Raw genomic sequence first — 17779 nt, 5'->3', positions numbered from 1 at the left:
ACCGGCAAAGCTACCTGAATGACCGGTGGCAGTCCAGCCGCGCGGGGCTGGCACTTCGCCACGACTCAAGGCATGCTAGCCGCCCTTCGGGCGTCCGGCTTATAGTGCACGTCGCGCCAGTCCAGCCAAACCGCAGGATTACAGCTTGTCCAAAGTCACTCCGCCAGCCTCCGTGAGCAGCTCCCAACCGGCGCCAGGCTCCCCCCTGCGCGGAACATTAAAGGGTGCGCTGGCCACATTGGTGCTCTTGTTGCTGGCGTTGCTGTTCTGGCAATTGCTTGATCAATTGCACGAAACCCAGAAAAACCAGCGCCAATACACCATCGATTACACCGCCGACCTCGCCTCTCAGGTCAGCCTGAACATGGCGCTGAATGCGCAAATTGCCCTCAATCTGCTACCGATCGTCGAACAACCGCAATCAGCCGACGAACAGCAGGCGCTGTTACGCAAGCTTCAAAAATCACTGCCGGACCTGCGCAGCCTGGCGTTGCTCAGCCCCTCCGGGAGAATCCTCAGCGACAGCAGTGCCGAAAGCTCCGACGCCGACTACCTTAGCGAACTGGTACGCCGCAGCCGCGCCCAAGCGCACTACTTCAGCAATGCCGACGATGGCTCGGTGGTACACCTGTTATTGCATCAGGCCAGCGGCAACGTTCGTGGTTATTGGGCACTGCGCCTGACCCCGACATTCTTCGACTCGCTGACCAAGCAGAGTGAAACCGGCCTGCGTCCGCTGTGGCTGGTGGAAAACCGCCTCAACCACCAGATCATCAGTCGCGACGAAATACTGTCATCCGCCAAGCCAGGCGTGCTGAGTCCCGACGATCTGGCCAACACCGTGCTCACCGTTGCGCTGAGCAGCAGCGATTGGCAACTGCGTGGTTTGTTCGACCGCCAGCGCGTGCTCGAAGAATTGCTGCCCGCGTTCATCGGCAAATGCCTACTGGGCCTGGCCTTCTCGCTGCTGCCGGTGATCGCACTATTGAACATGCGTCGCCGTCAGCGCCAGGTTCATGAGGGGCGCCGGCGTTATCAGGACATCTTCGACGGCACCGGCGTCGCCTTGTGCGTGCTGGACCTCTCCGGCCTGAAACAGTTTTTCGACAAGGCGCAGATCCAGAGCAGCGATCAACTCAAGGCCTGGCTCGACCAGCCGCAACAGCGTCAGCAGGTGTTGCAGGAATTGCGCGTTACCGAAGTCAATCAGGTAGCGCTGCAATTGCTCAACGTCAACTCCTGCGACGACGCCTGGCAACTGTTGATCGACGGTCATCCGCACCCTCACTGCGCGATCGGCAATCAGGTACTCGACGCCGTACTTCAACAGCAAAGTCAGCTGGAACTGGAAATCAAACTGCCGGACACCAACGGTCGCGATCAACACCTGTGGATGGTTTTACGCCTGCCGCAGGAGCAGCACGACTATAAAGCGGTGATCCTGAGCATCAACGACATCACCAGCCGTAAACTCATCGAACTGTCGCTGCTGGAGCGCGAAGGTTTCTGGTCGGACGTGGTGCGTACCGTGCCGGATCATCTGTATGTGCAAGACGTGGTCAGCCAACGGATGATTTTCAGCAACCACCACCTCGGCCAAACGCTGGGCTACAACCGCACCGAACTGCATCAAATGGGCGAGTACTTCTGGGAAATACTCCTGCATCCGGAAGACGCCGACTATTACCATCGCTCGCGTCAGATGCAGCGTCACGCCGGTTACAGTCAACTGCTTCAGTGCCAGTTGCGCTTCCGGCACCGCGACGGCGAATGGCGGCGCTTCGATATTCGTGAACAAGCGCTGGCCCGCGACAAACATGATCAGGTCACGCGGATCATCGGTGTGGCCAAAGACATCACCGAGCAAATCGAGGCCAGCGAATCGCTGCGCGACAGCGAACAGCGCTACCGCATGCTCGCCGAAAGCATCAGCGACGTGATTTTTTCCACCGACAGCAAGCTCTCGCTGAACTACGTCAGCCCGTCGGTGCAAGCGGTGCTGGGTTACGACGCCGAGTGGATTTTCCAGAACGGCTGGCAATCGACCATCGCCAATCCGCAGCAACTGAGCGGTATTTACACCCTGATGGATCGGGTCAGCAAGGCGCTGGACAAACCCGAGCAACTGGCAATCTTGCGCAATCAAGTGCAGACGCAGTTATTCCTGTTCGACTGCCTGCGCGCCGATGGCCGCAAGATCCCGATCGAGTTGCGACTGGTGCTGGTGTGGGACGAGCACGGCGCGTTTGAAGGCGTGCTCGGCGTCGGACGCGACATCAGCCAACAGCGCCGCGCCGAGAAAGACCTGCGCATGGCGGCCACCGTATTCGAGCATTCTACGTCGGCGATCCTGATCACCGACCCGGCCGGGTACATCGTCCAGGCCAACGAAGCCTTCAGCCGCGTCAGTGGTTATGCGGTCAGCGAAGTGCTCGACCAGTTGCCGAACATGCTCACCGTCGACGAGCAACAGGATGCGCACCTGCGTTACGTGCTCAAGCAACTGCATCAGCACAACACCTGGGAAGGCGAGGTCTGGCTCAAGCGCCGTAACGGCGAACATTACCCGGCATGGGTCGGCATCACTGCCGTGCTCGATGACGAAGGCGACCTGGCCAGTTACGTGTGCTTCTTCAGCGACATCAGTGAGCGCAAGGCCAGCGAGCAACGGATTCATCGTCTCGCCTATTACGACGCCCTGACCCACCTGCCGAACCGCACACTGTTCCAGGATCGTCTGCACACCGCACTGCAATCGGCCGAGCGGCAGAAGTCCTGGGTGGTGTTGATGTTCCTCGACCTCGACCGCTTCAAGCCAATCAACGACTCCCTCGGCCACGCCGCCGGCGACCGCATGCTCAAGGACATGGCCACGCGCCTGCTGGCCTGCGTCGACGATGACGACACCGTGGCGCGGATGGGCGGCGACGAATTCACCCTGCTGCTGCAACATCGCTCCAGCCGCGAGATGGCGCTGAACCGCGCGATCCATGTGGCCGAGCAAATTCTTGCGAGTCTGGTGCGCCCGTTCGTGCTTGAAGGCCGCGAGTTCTTCGTCACGGCCAGTATCGGCATCGCCCTGAGCCCGCAGGATGGCAACGAGCTCAGCCAGTTGATGAAGAACGCCGACACCGCGATGTACCACGCCAAGGAACGCGGCAAGAACAACTTCCAGTTCTATCAGGCCGACATGAACGCCAGTGCGCTTGAGCGCCTGGAGCTGGAAAGCGACCTGCGCCATGCCTTGGAGCAGAACGAATTCGTCCTGTATTACCAGCCGCAATTCAGTGGCGACGGCAAACGCCTGACCGGCGCCGAAGCGCTGCTGCGCTGGCGTCATCCGCGTCGCGGACTGGTGCCGCCGGGAGATTTCATTCCGGTACTGGAAGAACTCGGGCTGGTGGTAGACGTCGGTGATTGGGTGATCGGCGAAGCATGTCGCCAACTCAAGACCTGGCACCAGAACCGCGTGCGTGTGCCCAAAGTGTCGGTGAACATCTCGGCGCGGCAGTTCTCCGACGGCCAACTTGGCACGCGAATCGCCAATATCCTCAAGGAAACCGGCCTGCCGCCGGCGTGCCTGGAGCTGGAACTGACCGAAAGCATCCTGATGCGCGAAGTCTGCGAGGCGATGCAGATTCTCGACGGGCTGAAAAACCTCGGCCTGAGCATTGCGGTCGACGACTTCGGCACCGGTTATTCATCGCTCAACTACCTCAAGCAATTCCCGATCGACGTGCTGAAGATCGACCGCACCTTCGTTGACGGCCTGCCGTCCGGCGAGCAGGACGCACAGATTGCCCGGGCGATCATCGCCATGGCCCACAGCCTGAACCTGGCGGTGATCGCCGAAGGTGTGGAAACCCATGAGCAATTGGACTTCCTGCGTGAGCATGGCTGCGATGAGGTGCAGGGGTATCTGTTTGGAAGGCCAATGCCGGCGAGCCGGTTCGAGGCGCAATTCAGTAACGATGCGCTCTTCATGTTCGACTGAAAATCTGTGGCGCGGCCTTCGCGAGCAGGCTCGCTTCCACAAGGATTGATGTCGATCACAAAATCGCAGGCTGGCCTCGGTTAGCGTGAGCGAGCCGGCTCGCGAAGCGGCCAGTAAAAACACCGCACATCTGTCATGAATGCCACTTGTCTGCGACATGATGTCGTTTCATATGCCATCCAAAACCCATTGGGTTAGAATGCCCCCCTTTTCTGCCCCCGATCCTTGAGGACCGCCATGTTCAGCCGTGATTTGACTATTGCCAAGTACGACGCCGATCTTTTTGCCGCCATGGAGCAAGAAGCTCAGCGCCAGGAAGAACACATCGAGCTGATCGCTTCGGAAAACTACACCAGCCCTGCGGTGATGGAGGCTCAAGGCTCGGTACTGACCAACAAGTACGCCGAAGGTTATCCGGGCAAGCGCTACTACGGTGGTTGCGAGTTCGTCGACGTGGTTGAGCAACTGGCCATCGACCGCGCCAAAGAACTGTTCGGCGCCGATTACGCCAACGTTCAGCCGCACGCCGGTTCCCAAGCCAACGCCGCTGTCTACCTGGCGCTGCTGCAAGGTGGCGACACCATTCTGGGCATGAGCCTGGCCCACGGTGGTCACCTGACCCACGGCGCCAGCGTTTCCTCCTCCGGCAAGCTGTACAACGCGGTGCAGTACGGCATCGACGCCAACGGCCTGATCGACTACGACGAAGTCGAGCGTCTGGCTGTTGAGCACAAGCCGAAAATGATCGTGGCCGGTTTCTCTGCCTACTCGCAGATTCTGGATTTCCCACGCTTTCGCGCGATCGCTGACAAGGTTGGCGCTTACCTGTTCGTCGACATGGCTCACGTGGCCGGTCTGGTCGCCGCGGGCGTCTACCCGAACCCGGTGCCTTTCGCTGACGTGGTGACCACCACCACCCACAAGACCCTGCGCGGTCCGCGTGGCGGCCTGATCCTGGCTCGCGCCAACGCCGACATCGAGAAGAAGCTGAACTCCGCCGTATTCCCGGGCGCCCAGGGTGGCCCGCTGGAGCACGTGATTGCCGCCAAAGCGATCTGCTTCAAGGAAGCGCTGCAGCCTGAGTTCAAGACTTACCAGCAACAAGTGGTGAAAAACGCCAAAGCCATGGCCGGCGTGTTCATCGAGCGCGGTTTCGACGTGGTCTCCGGCGGTACTGAAAACCACCTGTTCCTGCTGTCGCTGATCAAGCAGGACATCTCCGGTAAAGACGCCGACGCCGCGCTGGGCAAAGCGTTCATCACCGTGAACAAGAACTCCGTGCCTAACGATCCACGCTCGCCATTCGTCACCTCCGGCCTGCGCTTCGGTACGCCGGCTGTGACCACGCGTGGCTTCAAGGAAGCAGAGTGCAAAGAACTGGCCGGCTGGATCTGCGACATCCTGGCTGACCTGAACAACGAAGCGGTGATCGACGCCGTTCGTGAGAAAGTCAAAGCCATCTGCAAGAAACTGCCGGTCTACGGCGCTTAAGTGCGACGTTAAACCCGCAGCATGAAGAACCGGCCAGTGATGGCCGGTTTTTTTTCGCCTGCAAAAAAGTTTCGGGTCAACAACCGCTCAAGATCGGGGGATTGCGCACAACTGGTAAGACCGGTCATGCCAATTCGTCACTTTTAACTTGCGATCCGTAAAAAACAGCGCCTAGACTGCGCCTGCACTGGACATACCGGTAAGACCACAATAATTAAGTCCTGAATCTGATGTGCCCCGCACACGGCAGCCAGGACACCGACCAGGATTCCTCCCATGCTCAGATGGTGCTCGCGTTCAATCTTCCTCCAAGTGGTTCTCGGACTGGTGCTCGGCATCGTCTGCGGGCTGACCCTTCCCGAATATTCCGCCCAGCTCAAACCCCTCGGCGACGGTTTCATCAAACTGATCAAGATGCTCATCGGCCTGATCGTCTTCTGCGTAGTGGTCAGCGGCATCAGTGGCGCGGGCGACCTGAAGAAGGTCGGGCGCATCGGCCTCAAGTCAGTCATCTATTTTGAAGTGCTCACCACCATCGCCTTGGTGATCGGCTTGGTGTTTGCGTTCAGCACCGGGATCGGCAGCGGCGCCAATATCCATCTGGAGCAACTGTCCGCCGCCGACATCGGCGATATCGCCGAACGCGGCCAGCACATACACACCACTACGCAGTTCCTGATGGATCTGATCCCGACCTCCGTCATCGGTGCCTTTGCCAACAACAACATTTTGCAAGTGCTGTTGTTCTCGGTGCTGTTCGGCAGCGCATTGAATCTGGTCGGCGAAGCCGCCTCCGGGATCTCGCGGCTGATCAACGAGCTGAGCCATGTGATCTTCCGGATCATGGGCATGATCGTGCGTCTGGCGCCGATTGGCGTGTTCGGCGCCATCGCGTTTACCACCAGCAAATATGGCCTGGATTCGCTGCAGCATCTGGGCAGTCTGGTCGGTTTGTTCTATCTGACGTGCATGGCCTTTGTCGCTTTGATTCTTGGCTTGGTAATGCGCTTGTCCGGACTGCGCCTGTGGCCGCTGCTCAAGTACCTGCGTGAAGAAATGCTGATCGTCATGGGCACCGCGTCCTCCGACGCCGTATTGCCACAGATCATGCGCAAACTGGAACATCTGGGCATCGGCAGCTCGACCGTCGGGCTGGTGATTCCGACCGGTTACTCGTTCAACCTCGACGGTTTCTCGATCTACCTGACCCTGGCCATCGTGTTCATCGCCAACGCCACCGGTACACCGCTGGCCATGACCGATCTGCTGACCATTCTGCTGGTATCGCTGATCACCTCCAAAGGTGCCCACGGCATTCCCGGTTCGGCGCTGGTGATTCTCGCCGCAACGCTGACGGCGATTCCCGCCATCCCCGTGGTCGGTCTGGTGTTGGTGTTGGCGGTGGACTGGTTCATGGGCATCGGCCGAGCGCTGACCAACCTGATCGGCAACTGCGTCGCCACCGTCGCCATCGCGCGCTGGGAAAAGGACATCGATGTGCAACGCGCGAACAAGGTGCTCAGCGGTCAGCAGGGCTATACCTTTCAAGCGAGAAAACCGGTCGCTCAAGCAGCCGCCAAAGAATTTTGAATGACCGCCGTGCCTGCTGACCCGCAGGCACGGCTCATGGAGCAAGACAAGTGATTACCACCTCAACCGTCGTCAACTCAGTCGTAGAAAAACTCCGGGCCGCGCTGGCCCGTGGTCAGTGGCGCTCCGGCGACATGCTGCCCGGCCAGCGCGAACTGGCCGAACAACTGGGCATCAGCCGCCCGAGCCTGCGCGAAGCGGTGATCGTCCTGGAAACCCTCGGCCTGGTGCGCTCGATGCCGGGCAAAGGCGTGGTGGTGCTCGACGCGCAACGGAGTGACAGCCAAAGCCACGACAGCGCAGTGGCCGGCGCCAGCCTCGAAGACGTGCTGCAACTGCGCTACACCCTGGAGCCGTTCATTGTCGGCCTCGTGGCCCAATCGATCAGCAGCAAGGAAGTCGGCCAGTTGCGCCTGACCCTGATGGACATGCGCGAAGCCCTGGAGGCCGGCGACAGCGAAGCCGGGGTCAGCGCCTACATCGCCTTCCACGAAGAATTGTTCACCCTGACCTCAAACCCGATTTTCCAAAGCGTGGTGCAACAGACCAGCAACGCCCTCAAGCAAAGTGCCGACGTGCTGCGCAATTCCCCGGAACATCTGGCCGAACGCCTCGAAGAAAACGAAGCGGTGGTCCGCGCGATCCGCAGCAAAAACAGCGCTCAGGCCAGTGCCGAAATGCGTCGACACATCCTGCGCGAAGGCCAGCGGATGGGCATCGAGCTGAACATTCCGGAAGACCACTTGAACACCTGAATTTCTTCACACTGGAGACCGGCCATGAACAGTCTTGCCACGCCGTCGCACCCTCGCCAGACCTCGGCGGCCCTGCCCTTCTCCCGCCTGCAAGTGCCGGTGGGCGATCTGTATCCGCGACTGTTCGACGCGATCCTCGAACAGCGTCTCGATGCTGCCAGCCGTTTCACCGAAGACAGCCTCAGGCAGATGTTCGGCGTCAGCCGCGCCGATGTGCGGCGGGTGCTGACGCAGCTGTCCCATGAACACATCATTGTGTTGCGCGCCAATCATCGCCCGCGTGTCACCGCGCTGAATGCCGAACAAACGCGGCAAACCCTGCATGCACGGCGCCTGACCGAAAGCACGCTGGTGCGCCTGGCTTGTCAGCGGCCACAGGCCGAAGAATTGAAGCGCCTGCGAGCGTTGATCGAGCGTGAACGCCAGGCTGTCGAGCAGGATCGGCGGGCGATGGCGATTCGGTTGTCCGGGGAGTTCCACCTGCAACTGGCACACATGGCGGGGAATGCACCGCTGGCGCATTTTCTCGGCAGTCTGGTGCCGCTGACGTCATTGGCGATTGCGCGCAGCGCAGGGCTCACGCGAGGTTGTTGCGCGTGGCAGGAGCATTTGGCGATTGTTGAGGCAGTGGAATGTGGGGATGCTTGCAAAGCCGGGATGCTGATGAACCAACATCTGGATCATCTGGAAGACACTCTGTTGTATTGCGTCAATGAACAGTGCGCCACCGGATGATCGCCATCGCGGGCCCGCCCCCACAGTGATTGAGGGTGACCACAGATTTTGTGACCAACCCCATAACCTGTGGGAGCGGGCTTGTTCGCGAAGAGGCCCTTAATGCCTGCGCAAACATTTAGCCTTGCGCCGCCACCCTGGCAAACCCCGCCCGAATTTTCTCTTCCGGCAAATCATCGGCAATAAACACGATCACACTGTCCCGCGCCTCACCCTCGGCCCACTCCGTATCCCAGTCGAAACCGTAGAGTTTCAAAACGCCCTGAAACACCAACCGTCGATCTTCACCGGCAATGTGCAGCACGCCTTTGTAGCGCAGCAATTGCTTGCCGTGCGCCTCCAGCAATTCATTCATGAATTCACTGAGCTGATCGATATCCAGCGGTTGCTCAGTGCGCAGCACCAGACTGCAGATGCGGTCGATGGACGGCGCCTGGCTCACCGGCCGCAGACTCAGCCCGCCACCCAGGTCGGCATTGAGGTTGAAGCCGCGCACATCGAGCAACTCGGCCAGATCGATATTGCCGTGTTCGACCACACGAATCGGTGCACGACGGTTGATCCGCGTCAGCCGTTCGCTCAGCGCGGTGAATGCCGCTTCGTCGACCAGATCGGTCTTGCTCACCAGCAAGCGGTCGGCGAAACCAATCTGCGCCTGGGCGATGGTCTGGGTCAGGTGCTGCTCGGCGTGGGCCGCGTCGACCAGTGTGATGATGCCGTCGAGAATGTAGCGCTCACGCAATTCTTCATCAATGAAGAAGGTTTGCGCGACTGGCGCCGGATCGGCCAGACCGGTGCATTCGATCACCAGGCGGTCGAAAGCGATTTCGCCGCTGTCCAGCCGTTCGAGCAGCAGGTACAGCGCTTTGGTCAGATCGGTGTGGATGGTGCAGCAGACGCAGCCATTGGCCAGGGTCATGACTTGCACCGGCTCGTCGCCCAGCAACTGCGTGTCGATGCCGGCGTCGCTGAATTCGTTTTCGATCACGGCGATTTTCAGGCCGTGCTCGGCTTTCAATAGATGGCGCAGCAAGGTGGTTTTGCCGGCACCGAGGAAACCACTGAGTACCGTGACCGGAATGGGAGAGGACAAAACTCGATCTCCTTAAAAGAAACACAAAACAAATGTGGGAGCGGACTTGCTCGCGAAGACGGTGCATCAGTCAGAACAATCATCAACTGACACTGCGCTTTCGCGAGCAAGCCCGCTCCCACAGGGGGATTGCAGCAACCTCAGGCTGTCAGCTCAACAGCACTTGGGCCCACCCTTGCCACCGTAACGGGCTTCCTGACGTTCGCGGAAGAACATCTCGTAGCTCATCACCGGTTTGTCCGGGTGCTTGGTTTGCATATGCTCGACGTAGGTGTCGTAGTCGGGCATGCCGACCATCAAGCGCGCAGCCTGACCGAGGTATTTACCGAGGCGACTCAGGTCATTGAACATGGTGCAATCCTCTGGTTACGCATCCGGCAGAGCCTGGAATGGCGATTCTTTATCCGTACGCTCTTTTTTGCCCCAGGCGGCGATGCCGACTTTGAGCGCATAGAACAGGATGCTGAATACCACGAACAGGAACAGCGCGGTCAGCGTGGCATTGGTGTAAGCATTGAAAATGACGTGCTGCATCTGATCGATGCTCTTGGCCGGGGCAATAATCTGACCGTTGGCCAAGGCATCGCTGTACTTCTTGGCCAGCGACAGGAAACCGATTGCCGGGTTGGCGTCGAACAGTTTGATGAAACCCGCCGTCGTGGTGCAGATCAGCAGCCAGGTGGCTGGCAGCAGCGTGACCCAAATGTAGCGCTGACGCTTCATTTTGATCAGAACCACAGTGCCGAGCATCAGCGCGATACCGGCCAGCATCTGGTTGGAGATACCGAACAGCGGCCACAAGGTGTTGATGCCGCCCAGTGGATCGATCACGCCTTGGTACAGCAACCAGCCCCACATTGCCACACAACCGGCGGTGGCAATCAGGTTGGCCGTCCACGACTCGGTACGCTTGAGCGCCGGAACGAAAGAGCCGAGCAGATCCTGGAGCATGAAACGTCCGGCACGGGTGCCAGCGTCCACAGCGGTAAGGATGAACAGCGCTTCGAACAGGATCGCAAAGTGGTACCAGAACGCCATGGTGTTTTCACCCGGCAGGACACTGTGCAGGATTTGCGCGATCCCCACCGCCAGGGTCGGCGCACCACCGGCACGGGCCAGAATGGTGGTTTCACCGATGTCATGGGCGACGGCTTGCAGCGCCTCAGGCGTGATCGCAAAGCCCCAACTGCTGACCATCTGCGCCACTGACGCAACATCCCCACCCACCACGGCGGCCGGGCTGTTCATGGCGAAGTAGACGCCCGGTTCGATCACCGAAGCCGCCACCATGGCCATGATGGCGACGAACGATTCCATCAGCATGCCGCCGTAACCGATGTAGCGGGCGTTGGTTTCGTTATCCAGCAGCTTCGGCGTGGTGCCGGAGGAGATCAGCGCGTGGAAACCCGACACCGCACCACAGGCAATGGTGATGAACAGGAACGGGAACAGACCGCCCTTCCACACAGGGCCGGTGCCGTCGACGAACTGGGTCAATGCCGGCATTTTCAGCTCAGGCATGGTCACCAGAATGCCAATCGCCAACGCGATGATCGTACCGATCTTGAGGAAGGTCGACAGGTAGTCACGCGGCGCAAGGATCAGCCATACCGGCAGAACCGCCGCCACGAAGCCGTAACCGATCAGCATCCAGGTGATTTGAATGCCGGTGAAACTGAAGGCCTTGGCCCACACCGGATCAGCGGCAATCTGCCCGCCCAGCCAGATCGAACCGAGCAGCAGCACCACGCCAATCACCGAAATCTCGCCGATGCGACCCGGACGGATGTAGCGCATGTAGATGCCCATGAACATCGCGATCGGGATGGTCGCCATCACGGTGAAGATGCCCCACGGGCTCTCCGCCAGCGCTTTCACCACGATCAGCGCCAGCACCGCAAGGATGATGATCATGATCAGGAAGCAGCCGAACAGTGCGATGGTGCCGGGAATGCGGCCCATTTCTTCACGCACCATGTCGCCCAGGGATCGGCCGTTGCGACGGGTCGACATGAACAGAACCATGAAGTCCTGCACCGCGCCCGCCAGCACCACACCGGCAATCAGCCAAAGCGTGCCAGGCAAATACCCCATCTGCGCTGCCAATACCGGGCCGACCAACGGCCCCGCGCCAGCAATGGCCGCGAAGTGGTGACCGAAGAGAATGTGTTTGTTGGTTGGAACGTAGTCCAGACCGTCGTTGTTGAGCACGGCGGGGGTGGCCCGACGCGCATCGAGTTGCATCACATTGTTCGCGATGAACAGGCTGTAGTAACGATACGCAACCAGATAAATGGCCACGGCAGCGACCACAATCCACAAGGCGTTGATCGCCTCGCCTCGGCGCAATGCCACTACGCCCAGGGCGCACGCTCCTACGATTGCCAGCACTAGCCAGGGTAAGTGGCGTAGCAGGCTATTATTATTTTTCATTTTTTTATTCCAGCCAGGGTGGACAAGAAAGACAGCCACCCCGAGTTTAGCGCTACTGGCGACAAAGGCCATACCCCGACGTTGGTCTAGACGCTTGTCTGCACTGGCACGGTTGAAGAATGCGGGTCTATAGTCAGCGAACATCCGGAGGATTGCGCCATGAGCGAACAACCTGACGAGCGTCGCCGTTTCAAACGCATCGCGTTCGATGCCAAAACCGAGTTGAGCCAGGGCGAGTACATCTGGCCAGTGAAGTTGATCGACCTGTCGCTAAAGGGTCTGTTGATCGAAAAGCCTGAGCCGTGGCCAGGTGATCGGGAGCGGCATTTCCTGGTCGATATCCATCTCAACGATGAGGTCGTCATCAAGATGGATGCGCAACTGACCCATGACGACCATGGCCAGCTCGGCTTCGTCTGCAAGCACATCAACCTGGAGTCCATCGAACGCCTGCGGCGCTTGATTGAGTTCAACCTGGGCGATCCGCAGGAGCTGGAGCGCGAGTTGGGCGCTCTGATCGAAATCTAGAAGCCACTACCGCTCCCACCAAGGTGCTGAGTGTTTATTCGAAGAGCGCGTCGAGGGCCTGTTCCAGGCGGGTCACGGCGATGATCTGCAGCCCCGGCGGTGACTCCTTCGGCGCATTACCCTTGGGCACGATCGCCCGTTTGAAGCCATGCTTGGCCGCTTCCTTCAAACGCTCCTGTCCACTGGGCACCGGACGCACTTCGCCAGACAAGCCTACTTCACCAAACACCAGCAGATCATGGGGCAATGGCCGATTACGCAAGCTCGACATCACCGCCGCCATCAATGCCAGGTCAGAGGCCGTCTCCAGCACCTTCACCCCGCCGACCACATTGAGAAACACGTCCTGATCGTGAGTCGGAATACCGCCGTGCCGATGCAAAACCGCCAGTAACATCGCCAACCGGTTCTGATCCAGCCCCAACGTTACCCGGCGCGGGTTGGCCAAGTGGCTGTCATCGACCAACGCCTGCACTTCCACCAACATCGGCCGAGTGCCTTCCCACGTTGCCATCACCACGCTGCCCGGGACTTCTTCCTGAGCACGCGTCAGAAAAATCGCCGAAGGATTAGAGACTTCTTTCAACCCCTTGTCGGTCATGCCGAACACGCCCAACTCATTGACCGCGCCAAAACGGTTCTTCACCGCGCGCAACAACCGCAAGCGTCCGTCGGACTCGCCTTCGAAATACAGCACCGTATCGACCATGTGCTCCAGCACGCGAGGCCCGGCAAGCGCGCCCTCCTTGGTGACATGACCGACAAGGAAAATCGCCGTGCCGCTTTGCTTGGCATAACGCACCAGCAGCGCCGCACTCTCCCGCACCTGGGAGACACCACCAGGGGCCGACTGCAATTGTTCGGTGAAGATCGTCTGGATCGAGTCGATCACCATCACCTTGGGTTTTTCCTGACGGGCGGTGGCGATGATGGTTTCGATACAGGTTTCAGTCATCACCCGCAGTTGATCCTGGGGCAAGCCGAGACGGCGCGCGCGCATGGCCACTTGTTGCTGGGACTCTTCGCCGGTGACGTACAGCGCCGGCATGCTCTTGGCAAGGTTACACAGGGTCTGCAACAGAATTGTCGATTTGCCGATCCCCGGATCGCCGCCAATCAGCACCACCGAACCATCTACCAGACCGCCGCCGAGCACGCGATCGAGTTCGCCCGACGCGGTGGAAAACCGCGGAATCTCTTCAATGCTGACTTCGGCCAGCGTCTTGATCTGCGCCTGCTGCCCGGCCCAACCGGTACGACCGGTGGGCGCGGTGGCCCCGCCGCTTTCGATCATGGTTTCAGTCAGGGTGTTCCAGGCACCACACTCACCGCACTGGCCGGCCCATTTGGGAAAAGTGGCGCCGCACTCGGTGCAGCCGTACATGCGCTTGGCCTTGGCCATCTGAACCCCCGGGGCAAAACCGCGATGATAACGCAGCCATCACCGATCAGCGCGGCGCGGCGGTGCGGATTTCTCCGCCGGCCAGACGCGTGGGGCTGTTGCCCAGCGGATCTTCGGCATTCAGGTCGGCACCTTTGGCCTTGAGTGCGTCGAGCAACTCAAGGCGTTTGAACAATCCGGCGTACATGGCTGCCGTCTGCCCGGCGCCGTTACGCTGGTCGGGGCTGCAGTCGGTCGCCATCAGGCGGCGAGCAATCTGCAACTCGCCCTTGAAAATCGCCCCCATCAACGCCGTGTTACCGCGTTGATCCTGAGCACAGGCATCGGCCCCGGCGGCGAGCAACCTTTCAACCGCCGGCGCCTGACCGTGATACGCCGCCAGAATCAGCGCGGTGTAACCCTTGCTGTCGCGGGTATCGAGGGAGTAACCGGACTCAATGAAGGTTTCCAGCATTGGCACGTCACCACGCCGGGCCGCGTCGAAATAGTAGTCCTGAAGCTGAGCCTTGATCGCGTCGGGGCTCTGCTCAGGGGAGGCCGCCCATGCGGCGAACGACAGACAACCCGATAGCCACAAAAGACAGATACGCATAAGCACTCTCCTTGAGCGAAACGAGGCCCGGATTCAGACCCCGCGTCGCATCAACGCTGAATCAGTCGACCAGTTTGGCCGCCAGCGCCTTGACTCGGCTCAGGTCGCCCATGGCCACTTTAGTCACGCCGGTGCCGTATTCGGGATCAGCCTTATAAAGGAAGGACAGGATGATGTGCTTGCTCTCGTCATCAGTGGTGGCCAGCGAGCCGCCAAAGCTGTCGATCAGATCACGACGTTCCTTTTTGCTGAACGAGCGATACAGATCGCCGGCCTGCCTGAAGTTCTGCTCACGCTGAATTTTCGCCTGCTGGGTGCTGCCCGATAGCGCCGATGGGCTGTAACGCGCGCTTTGCGTCTCTTCGCGCGGTTGCAAACGGCTCGGCTGATAGTTCACGCCGGAGTGGCTGGCCCCCCCATTCATCGCACCGTCCTGATTGCCATTATTCACCGCAACTTTTGGCGCGTTGATCGGTAATTGCAGGGCATTGGCACCCAGGCGATACATTTGCGTGTCGGCATAAGAGAATACTCGGCCTTGCAATAAACGATCTTCCGACGGCTCGATACCCGGCACAACATTGGCCGGCGCCATGGCAACTTGTTCGGTTTCCTGAAACACGTTTGCCGGATTACGGTTCAGTACCATTTGTCCAACTTTTCGCTCTGGAATACCCGGCCAGATCTTGGTTGCATCCAGCGGATCGAAATCAAACTTGGACAAGTCTTGCGGTTTCAGAACCTGAATGTACAAGTCCCACTTCGGAAAATTGCCTTTATTGATGTTTGTCACCAAGTCATTGGTCATATGACTGTAGTCCTGACCTTGAACTTTCGTCACTTCTTTAGGCGCCAGATTCTTTATGCCTTGCAAACTCTTCCAGTGAAACTTTACGTAATGCACTTCACCTTTTGAATTGATCAACTTATAAGCATGTACGCCGTTGCCGTCCATTTCCCGATAACTGGCTGGCGTGCCTGAGTTGGAATACAACTCGGTCAGCGTGCGCGTGGCTTCCGGTACATGGGAGAAGAAGTCGAACCGGCGAGAGTCGTCATCAAGGTTGGTACGCGGATCAGGTTTGAAGGCGTGCACCATGTCCGGGAACTTGATCGCATCGCGAATGAAGAACGTCGGGAAGTTGTTGCCCACCAGATCCCAGTTGCCATCGGCGGTGTAGAACTTGGTGGCGAAACCGCGCGGGTCGCGCAGGGTTTCCGGGGAGTGATTACCGTGCACCACGGCGGAAAAACGCACGAAAACCGGCGTGCTCTGGCCGGCGGCAAAGACCTTGGCCTTGCTCAGGTCACTGAGGTCATTGGTGACCGTGAAAGTGCCGTGGGCGCCAGCGCCGCGTGCATGTACCACACGCTCGGGAATGCGCTCGCGGTCGAAACGCTGCAGCTTCTGGATCAGTTGCACATCCTGCAGCAGCACCGGGCCATTGGCACCGGCAGTCTGCGAATTCTGATTGTCACCCACCGCTGCGCCGTTATCCCGGGTCAGGGGCGCGGCATGCACGGAGAAGGTCAGAAGGCTGGCGGTGAGTACGCCAAGGGTGCGGCGATGGGGAAAAGCCCCTAAGCCAAGCGTGGAAGTCATATCAGGTTCCTCTGGTTTTTTGGGCGCATCCAGGTGCGCCAAACAGAGGCTAGAGGGCAAAACCGGCGAACATAAATAGAAAGTTCGTAACTCGATGATTGATAGATTTTTCTTCCTTTTCATGGTGTTACGGCGTATTTCGCGCGCGATTAGTGGCACTTTGCAAACTAATCGTCGATTAGTGTGTCGATAAAAACGGGCATTGTAAGAAGGTGTTTCGCGCAGGACGCGTTTTGCTGATTTACACTGCGTACACCAAACTCATCTGTAACAAGGAAATAACCTATGGGCGTGCTAAGCGAGTTCAAGGCCTTCGCGGTCAAAGGCAATGTGGTCGACATGGCCGTCGGTATCATCATCGGTGCCGCCTTCGGCAAAATCGTTTCGTCGTTTGTCGGTGACGTGATCATGCCGCCGATCGGCCTGCTGATCGGTGGTGTCGACTTCAGTGACCTGACCATTACGCTGAAAGCCGCCGAGGGCAGCGCCCCTGCGGTAGTGATGGCTTACGGCAAATTCATTCAGACCGTGCTCGACTTCATAATCGTCGCCTTCGCGATCTTCATGGGCGTCAAAGCCATCAACCGCCTCAAACGCGAAGAAGCCGTGGCCCCGACCCTGCCTCCGGTGCCAACCAAAGAAGAAGAATTGCTGGGCGAGATCCGCGATCTGCTCAAGGCCCAGAACAATCAGCCCTGAACGTTGCACGCGATAAACAACGGCGCCTTCGGGCGCCGTTTGTTTACCAGTAGTTTTCCACGGCCACCTGGCCAGGGCGGCGAGTGAGGCTTAAGCTCATCCCCCGTTTTTTCAACAGTGCACGAGTGTCGTCGATCATCTGCGGATTGCCACACAACATGACCCGCGAGTGTTCTGCAGATAACTCGACACCCGCGACACGCTCAAGCTCTCCGTTCTCGATCAGCGCAGTGATGCGACCGCTCAGCGCGCCGGGATGCGCTTGTCGCGTGACTGTCGGGATGAATTGCAACTTGTGTGCGTGCTCGCTCAGGTATTCACGTTGCGCCAGCCCGGCAATAAGCGGCTGATACGCTAACTCCCGCACTTCGCGCACGCTGTACACCAGAATGATCCGTTCGAATTTTTCCCAGACCTCGAAGTCCTGCAGAATCGACAGAAAAGGCGCCACCCCCGTGCCTGTGGATAACAACCACAGGTCCCGACCGTCGACGAAGCGATCAAGGGTCAGATAGCCGAATGCCTGCCGATCCACCAGCAAGCTATCGCCGATCTGCAGCCGACTTAATTCACTGGTGAATACACCGCCCGGTACCACGATCGAAAAAAACTCAAGAAACTCGTCGAAGGGTGACGACACCATCGAATAAGCGCGCCACACGGTGCTGCCATCGGCCCTGGTTACGCCAAGCCTGGCAAACTGCCCCGCACGGAAGCGAAAGCCTGCATCACGACAGGTGCGCAAGGTGAATAGACTGGGGGTCAACGGCTGCACGTCGATCAATGTCTGAACCGTGTACTTCTCTGCACTGGCGGTCATGGAGCGCTCCGATAAACGATTGACACCAGTGTCCCGCAATTCCC

Annotated in this window: 14 protein-coding genes; 7 read left to right on the top strand and 7 right to left on the bottom strand. The window is 59.2% G+C overall.

What is annotated here, in order from left to right; translation table 11 throughout:
* The first annotated feature begins 145 nt into the window (after nucleotides 1-145).
* The 5 genes from AACY50_RS01010 to AACY50_RS00990 all read left to right on the top strand — a co-directional run bounded on the left by AACY50_RS01010 (nucleotide 146) and on the right by AACY50_RS00990 (nucleotide 8565).
* Nucleotides 146-3994, top strand: a complete 3849-nt coding sequence (locus AACY50_RS01010) for a sensor domain-containing protein (protein ID WP_339432756.1) — start codon at nucleotides 146-148, stop codon at nucleotides 3992-3994.
* Between the two features lie 237 nt (nucleotides 3995-4231).
* A complete protein-coding gene (gene glyA / locus AACY50_RS01005) occupies nucleotides 4232-5485 on the top strand; it encodes a serine hydroxymethyltransferase (protein ID WP_221730117.1) in 1254 nt (417 codons plus the stop codon).
* A 276-nt stretch (nucleotides 5486-5761) separates the two neighbouring features.
* Nucleotides 5762-7075, top strand: a complete 1314-nt coding sequence (locus tag AACY50_RS01000; RefSeq protein ID WP_339466265.1) for a C4-dicarboxylate transporter DctA — start codon at nucleotides 5762-5764, stop codon at nucleotides 7073-7075.
* 50 nt (nucleotides 7076-7125) lie between these two features.
* Complete coding sequence (locus tag AACY50_RS00995) at nucleotides 7126-7830, top strand: FadR/GntR family transcriptional regulator (protein ID WP_339432754.1); 705 nt, start codon at nucleotides 7126-7128, stop codon at nucleotides 7828-7830.
* 24 nt (nucleotides 7831-7854) lie between these two features.
* On the top strand, nucleotides 7855-8565 hold the full coding sequence (locus tag AACY50_RS00990) for a GntR family transcriptional regulator (RefSeq protein ID WP_339432753.1): 711 nt from the start codon (nucleotides 7855-7857) through the stop codon (nucleotides 8563-8565).
* 118 nt (nucleotides 8566-8683) lie between these two features.
* Here AACY50_RS00990 and yjiA read toward each other — a convergent pair whose 3' ends face one another.
* From yjiA to AACY50_RS00975, 3 genes are all read right to left on the bottom strand, one after another.
* A complete protein-coding gene (gene yjiA / locus AACY50_RS00985) occupies nucleotides 8684-9658 on the bottom strand; it encodes a GTPase (RefSeq protein ID WP_339466263.1) in 975 nt (324 codons plus the stop codon).
* Between the two features lie 153 nt (nucleotides 9659-9811).
* Nucleotides 9812-10009 carry a YbdD/YjiX family protein gene (locus AACY50_RS00980; RefSeq protein ID WP_003228401.1) on the bottom strand — a complete coding sequence of 66 codons (198 nt, stop codon included), beginning with the start codon at nucleotides 10007-10009 and terminating at the stop codon, nucleotides 9812-9814.
* 15 nt (nucleotides 10010-10024) lie between these two features.
* Nucleotides 10025-12091, bottom strand: coding sequence for a carbon starvation CstA family protein (locus tag AACY50_RS00975; protein WP_221730122.1), 2067 nt, complete (start codon nucleotides 12089-12091; stop codon nucleotides 10025-10027).
* A gap of 159 nt (nucleotides 12092-12250) precedes the next feature.
* Between AACY50_RS00975 and AACY50_RS00970 the strand changes: the two genes are divergently transcribed.
* Nucleotides 12251-12619 (top strand): PilZ domain-containing protein, encoded by a 369-nt coding sequence (locus AACY50_RS00970; protein WP_339538051.1) that lies wholly within the window; start codon nucleotides 12251-12253, stop codon nucleotides 12617-12619.
* Between the two features lie 34 nt (nucleotides 12620-12653).
* On the opposite strand, the gene radA is transcribed toward AACY50_RS00970, so the two are convergent.
* The 3 genes from radA to katB form a co-directional block, all read right to left on the bottom strand.
* Nucleotides 12654-14021, bottom strand: coding sequence for a DNA repair protein RadA (gene radA, locus AACY50_RS00965; RefSeq protein ID WP_007909773.1), 1368 nt, complete (start codon nucleotides 14019-14021; stop codon nucleotides 12654-12656).
* A 46-nt stretch (nucleotides 14022-14067) separates the two neighbouring features.
* Entirely contained in the window at nucleotides 14068-14613 is a 546-nt protein-coding gene (locus tag AACY50_RS00960) for an ankyrin repeat domain-containing protein (protein ID WP_339538050.1), read from the bottom strand.
* Between the two features lie 61 nt (nucleotides 14614-14674).
* On the bottom strand, nucleotides 14675-16216 hold the full coding sequence (gene katB / locus AACY50_RS00955; protein WP_339431415.1) for a catalase KatB: 1542 nt from the start codon (nucleotides 16214-16216) through the stop codon (nucleotides 14675-14677).
* 285 nt (nucleotides 16217-16501) lie between these two features.
* Here katB and mscL point away from each other — a divergent pair, with 285 nt between their 5' ends.
* On the top strand, nucleotides 16502-16915 hold the full coding sequence (mscL, locus tag AACY50_RS00950) for a large-conductance mechanosensitive channel protein MscL (RefSeq protein ID WP_339431414.1): 414 nt from the start codon (nucleotides 16502-16504) through the stop codon (nucleotides 16913-16915).
* Nucleotides 16916-16958: 43 nt separating this feature from the next.
* Here mscL and AACY50_RS00945 read toward each other — a convergent pair whose 3' ends face one another.
* Nucleotides 16959-17735 (bottom strand): ferredoxin--NADP reductase, encoded by a 777-nt coding sequence (locus AACY50_RS00945; RefSeq protein WP_339538049.1) that lies wholly within the window; start codon nucleotides 17733-17735, stop codon nucleotides 16959-16961.
* Between the last annotated feature and the right edge of the window lie 44 nt (nucleotides 17736-17779).

This window comes from Pseudomonas sp. RA_15y_Pfl2_54, assembly GCF_963971015.1.
In the GTDB taxonomy this organism is placed as follows: domain Bacteria; phylum Pseudomonadota; class Gammaproteobacteria; order Pseudomonadales; family Pseudomonadaceae; genus Aquipseudomonas; species Aquipseudomonas baetica_A.
This window is presented reverse-complemented; position numbering and strand designations above follow the sequence as displayed.

Coding starts and splice junctions, on each gene's coding strand:
- glyA (WP_221730117.1), top strand. CDS start 4,232: ATGTTCAGCCGTGATTTGACTATTGCCAAGTACGACGCCGATCTTTTT.
- AACY50_RS01000 (WP_339466265.1), top strand. CDS start 5,762: ATGCTCAGATGGTGCTCGCGTTCAATCTTCCTCCAAGTGGTTCTCGGA.
- AACY50_RS00990 (WP_339432753.1), top strand. CDS start 7,855: ATGAACAGTCTTGCCACGCCGTCGCACCCTCGCCAGACCTCGGCGGCC.
- AACY50_RS00980 (WP_003228401.1), bottom strand. CDS start 10,009: ATGTTCAATGACCTGAGTCGCCTCGGTAAATACCTCGGTCAGGCTGCG.
- AACY50_RS00975 (WP_221730122.1), bottom strand. CDS start 12,091: ATGAAAAATAATAATAGCCTGCTACGCCACTTACCCTGGCTAGTGCTG.
- AACY50_RS00970 (WP_339538051.1), top strand. CDS start 12,251: ATGAGCGAACAACCTGACGAGCGTCGCCGTTTCAAACGCATCGCGTTC.
- radA (WP_007909773.1), bottom strand. CDS start 14,021: ATGGCCAAGGCCAAGCGCATGTACGGCTGCACCGAGTGCGGCGCCACT.
- AACY50_RS00960 (WP_339538050.1), bottom strand. CDS start 14,613: ATGCGTATCTGTCTTTTGTGGCTATCGGGTTGTCTGTCGTTCGCCGCA.
- katB (WP_339431415.1), bottom strand. CDS start 16,216: ATGACTTCCACGCTTGGCTTAGGGGCTTTTCCCCATCGCCGCACCCTT.
- mscL (WP_339431414.1), top strand. CDS start 16,502: ATGGGCGTGCTAAGCGAGTTCAAGGCCTTCGCGGTCAAAGGCAATGTG.
- AACY50_RS00945 (WP_339538049.1), bottom strand. CDS start 17,735: ATGACCGCCAGTGCAGAGAAGTACACGGTTCAGACATTGATCGACGTG.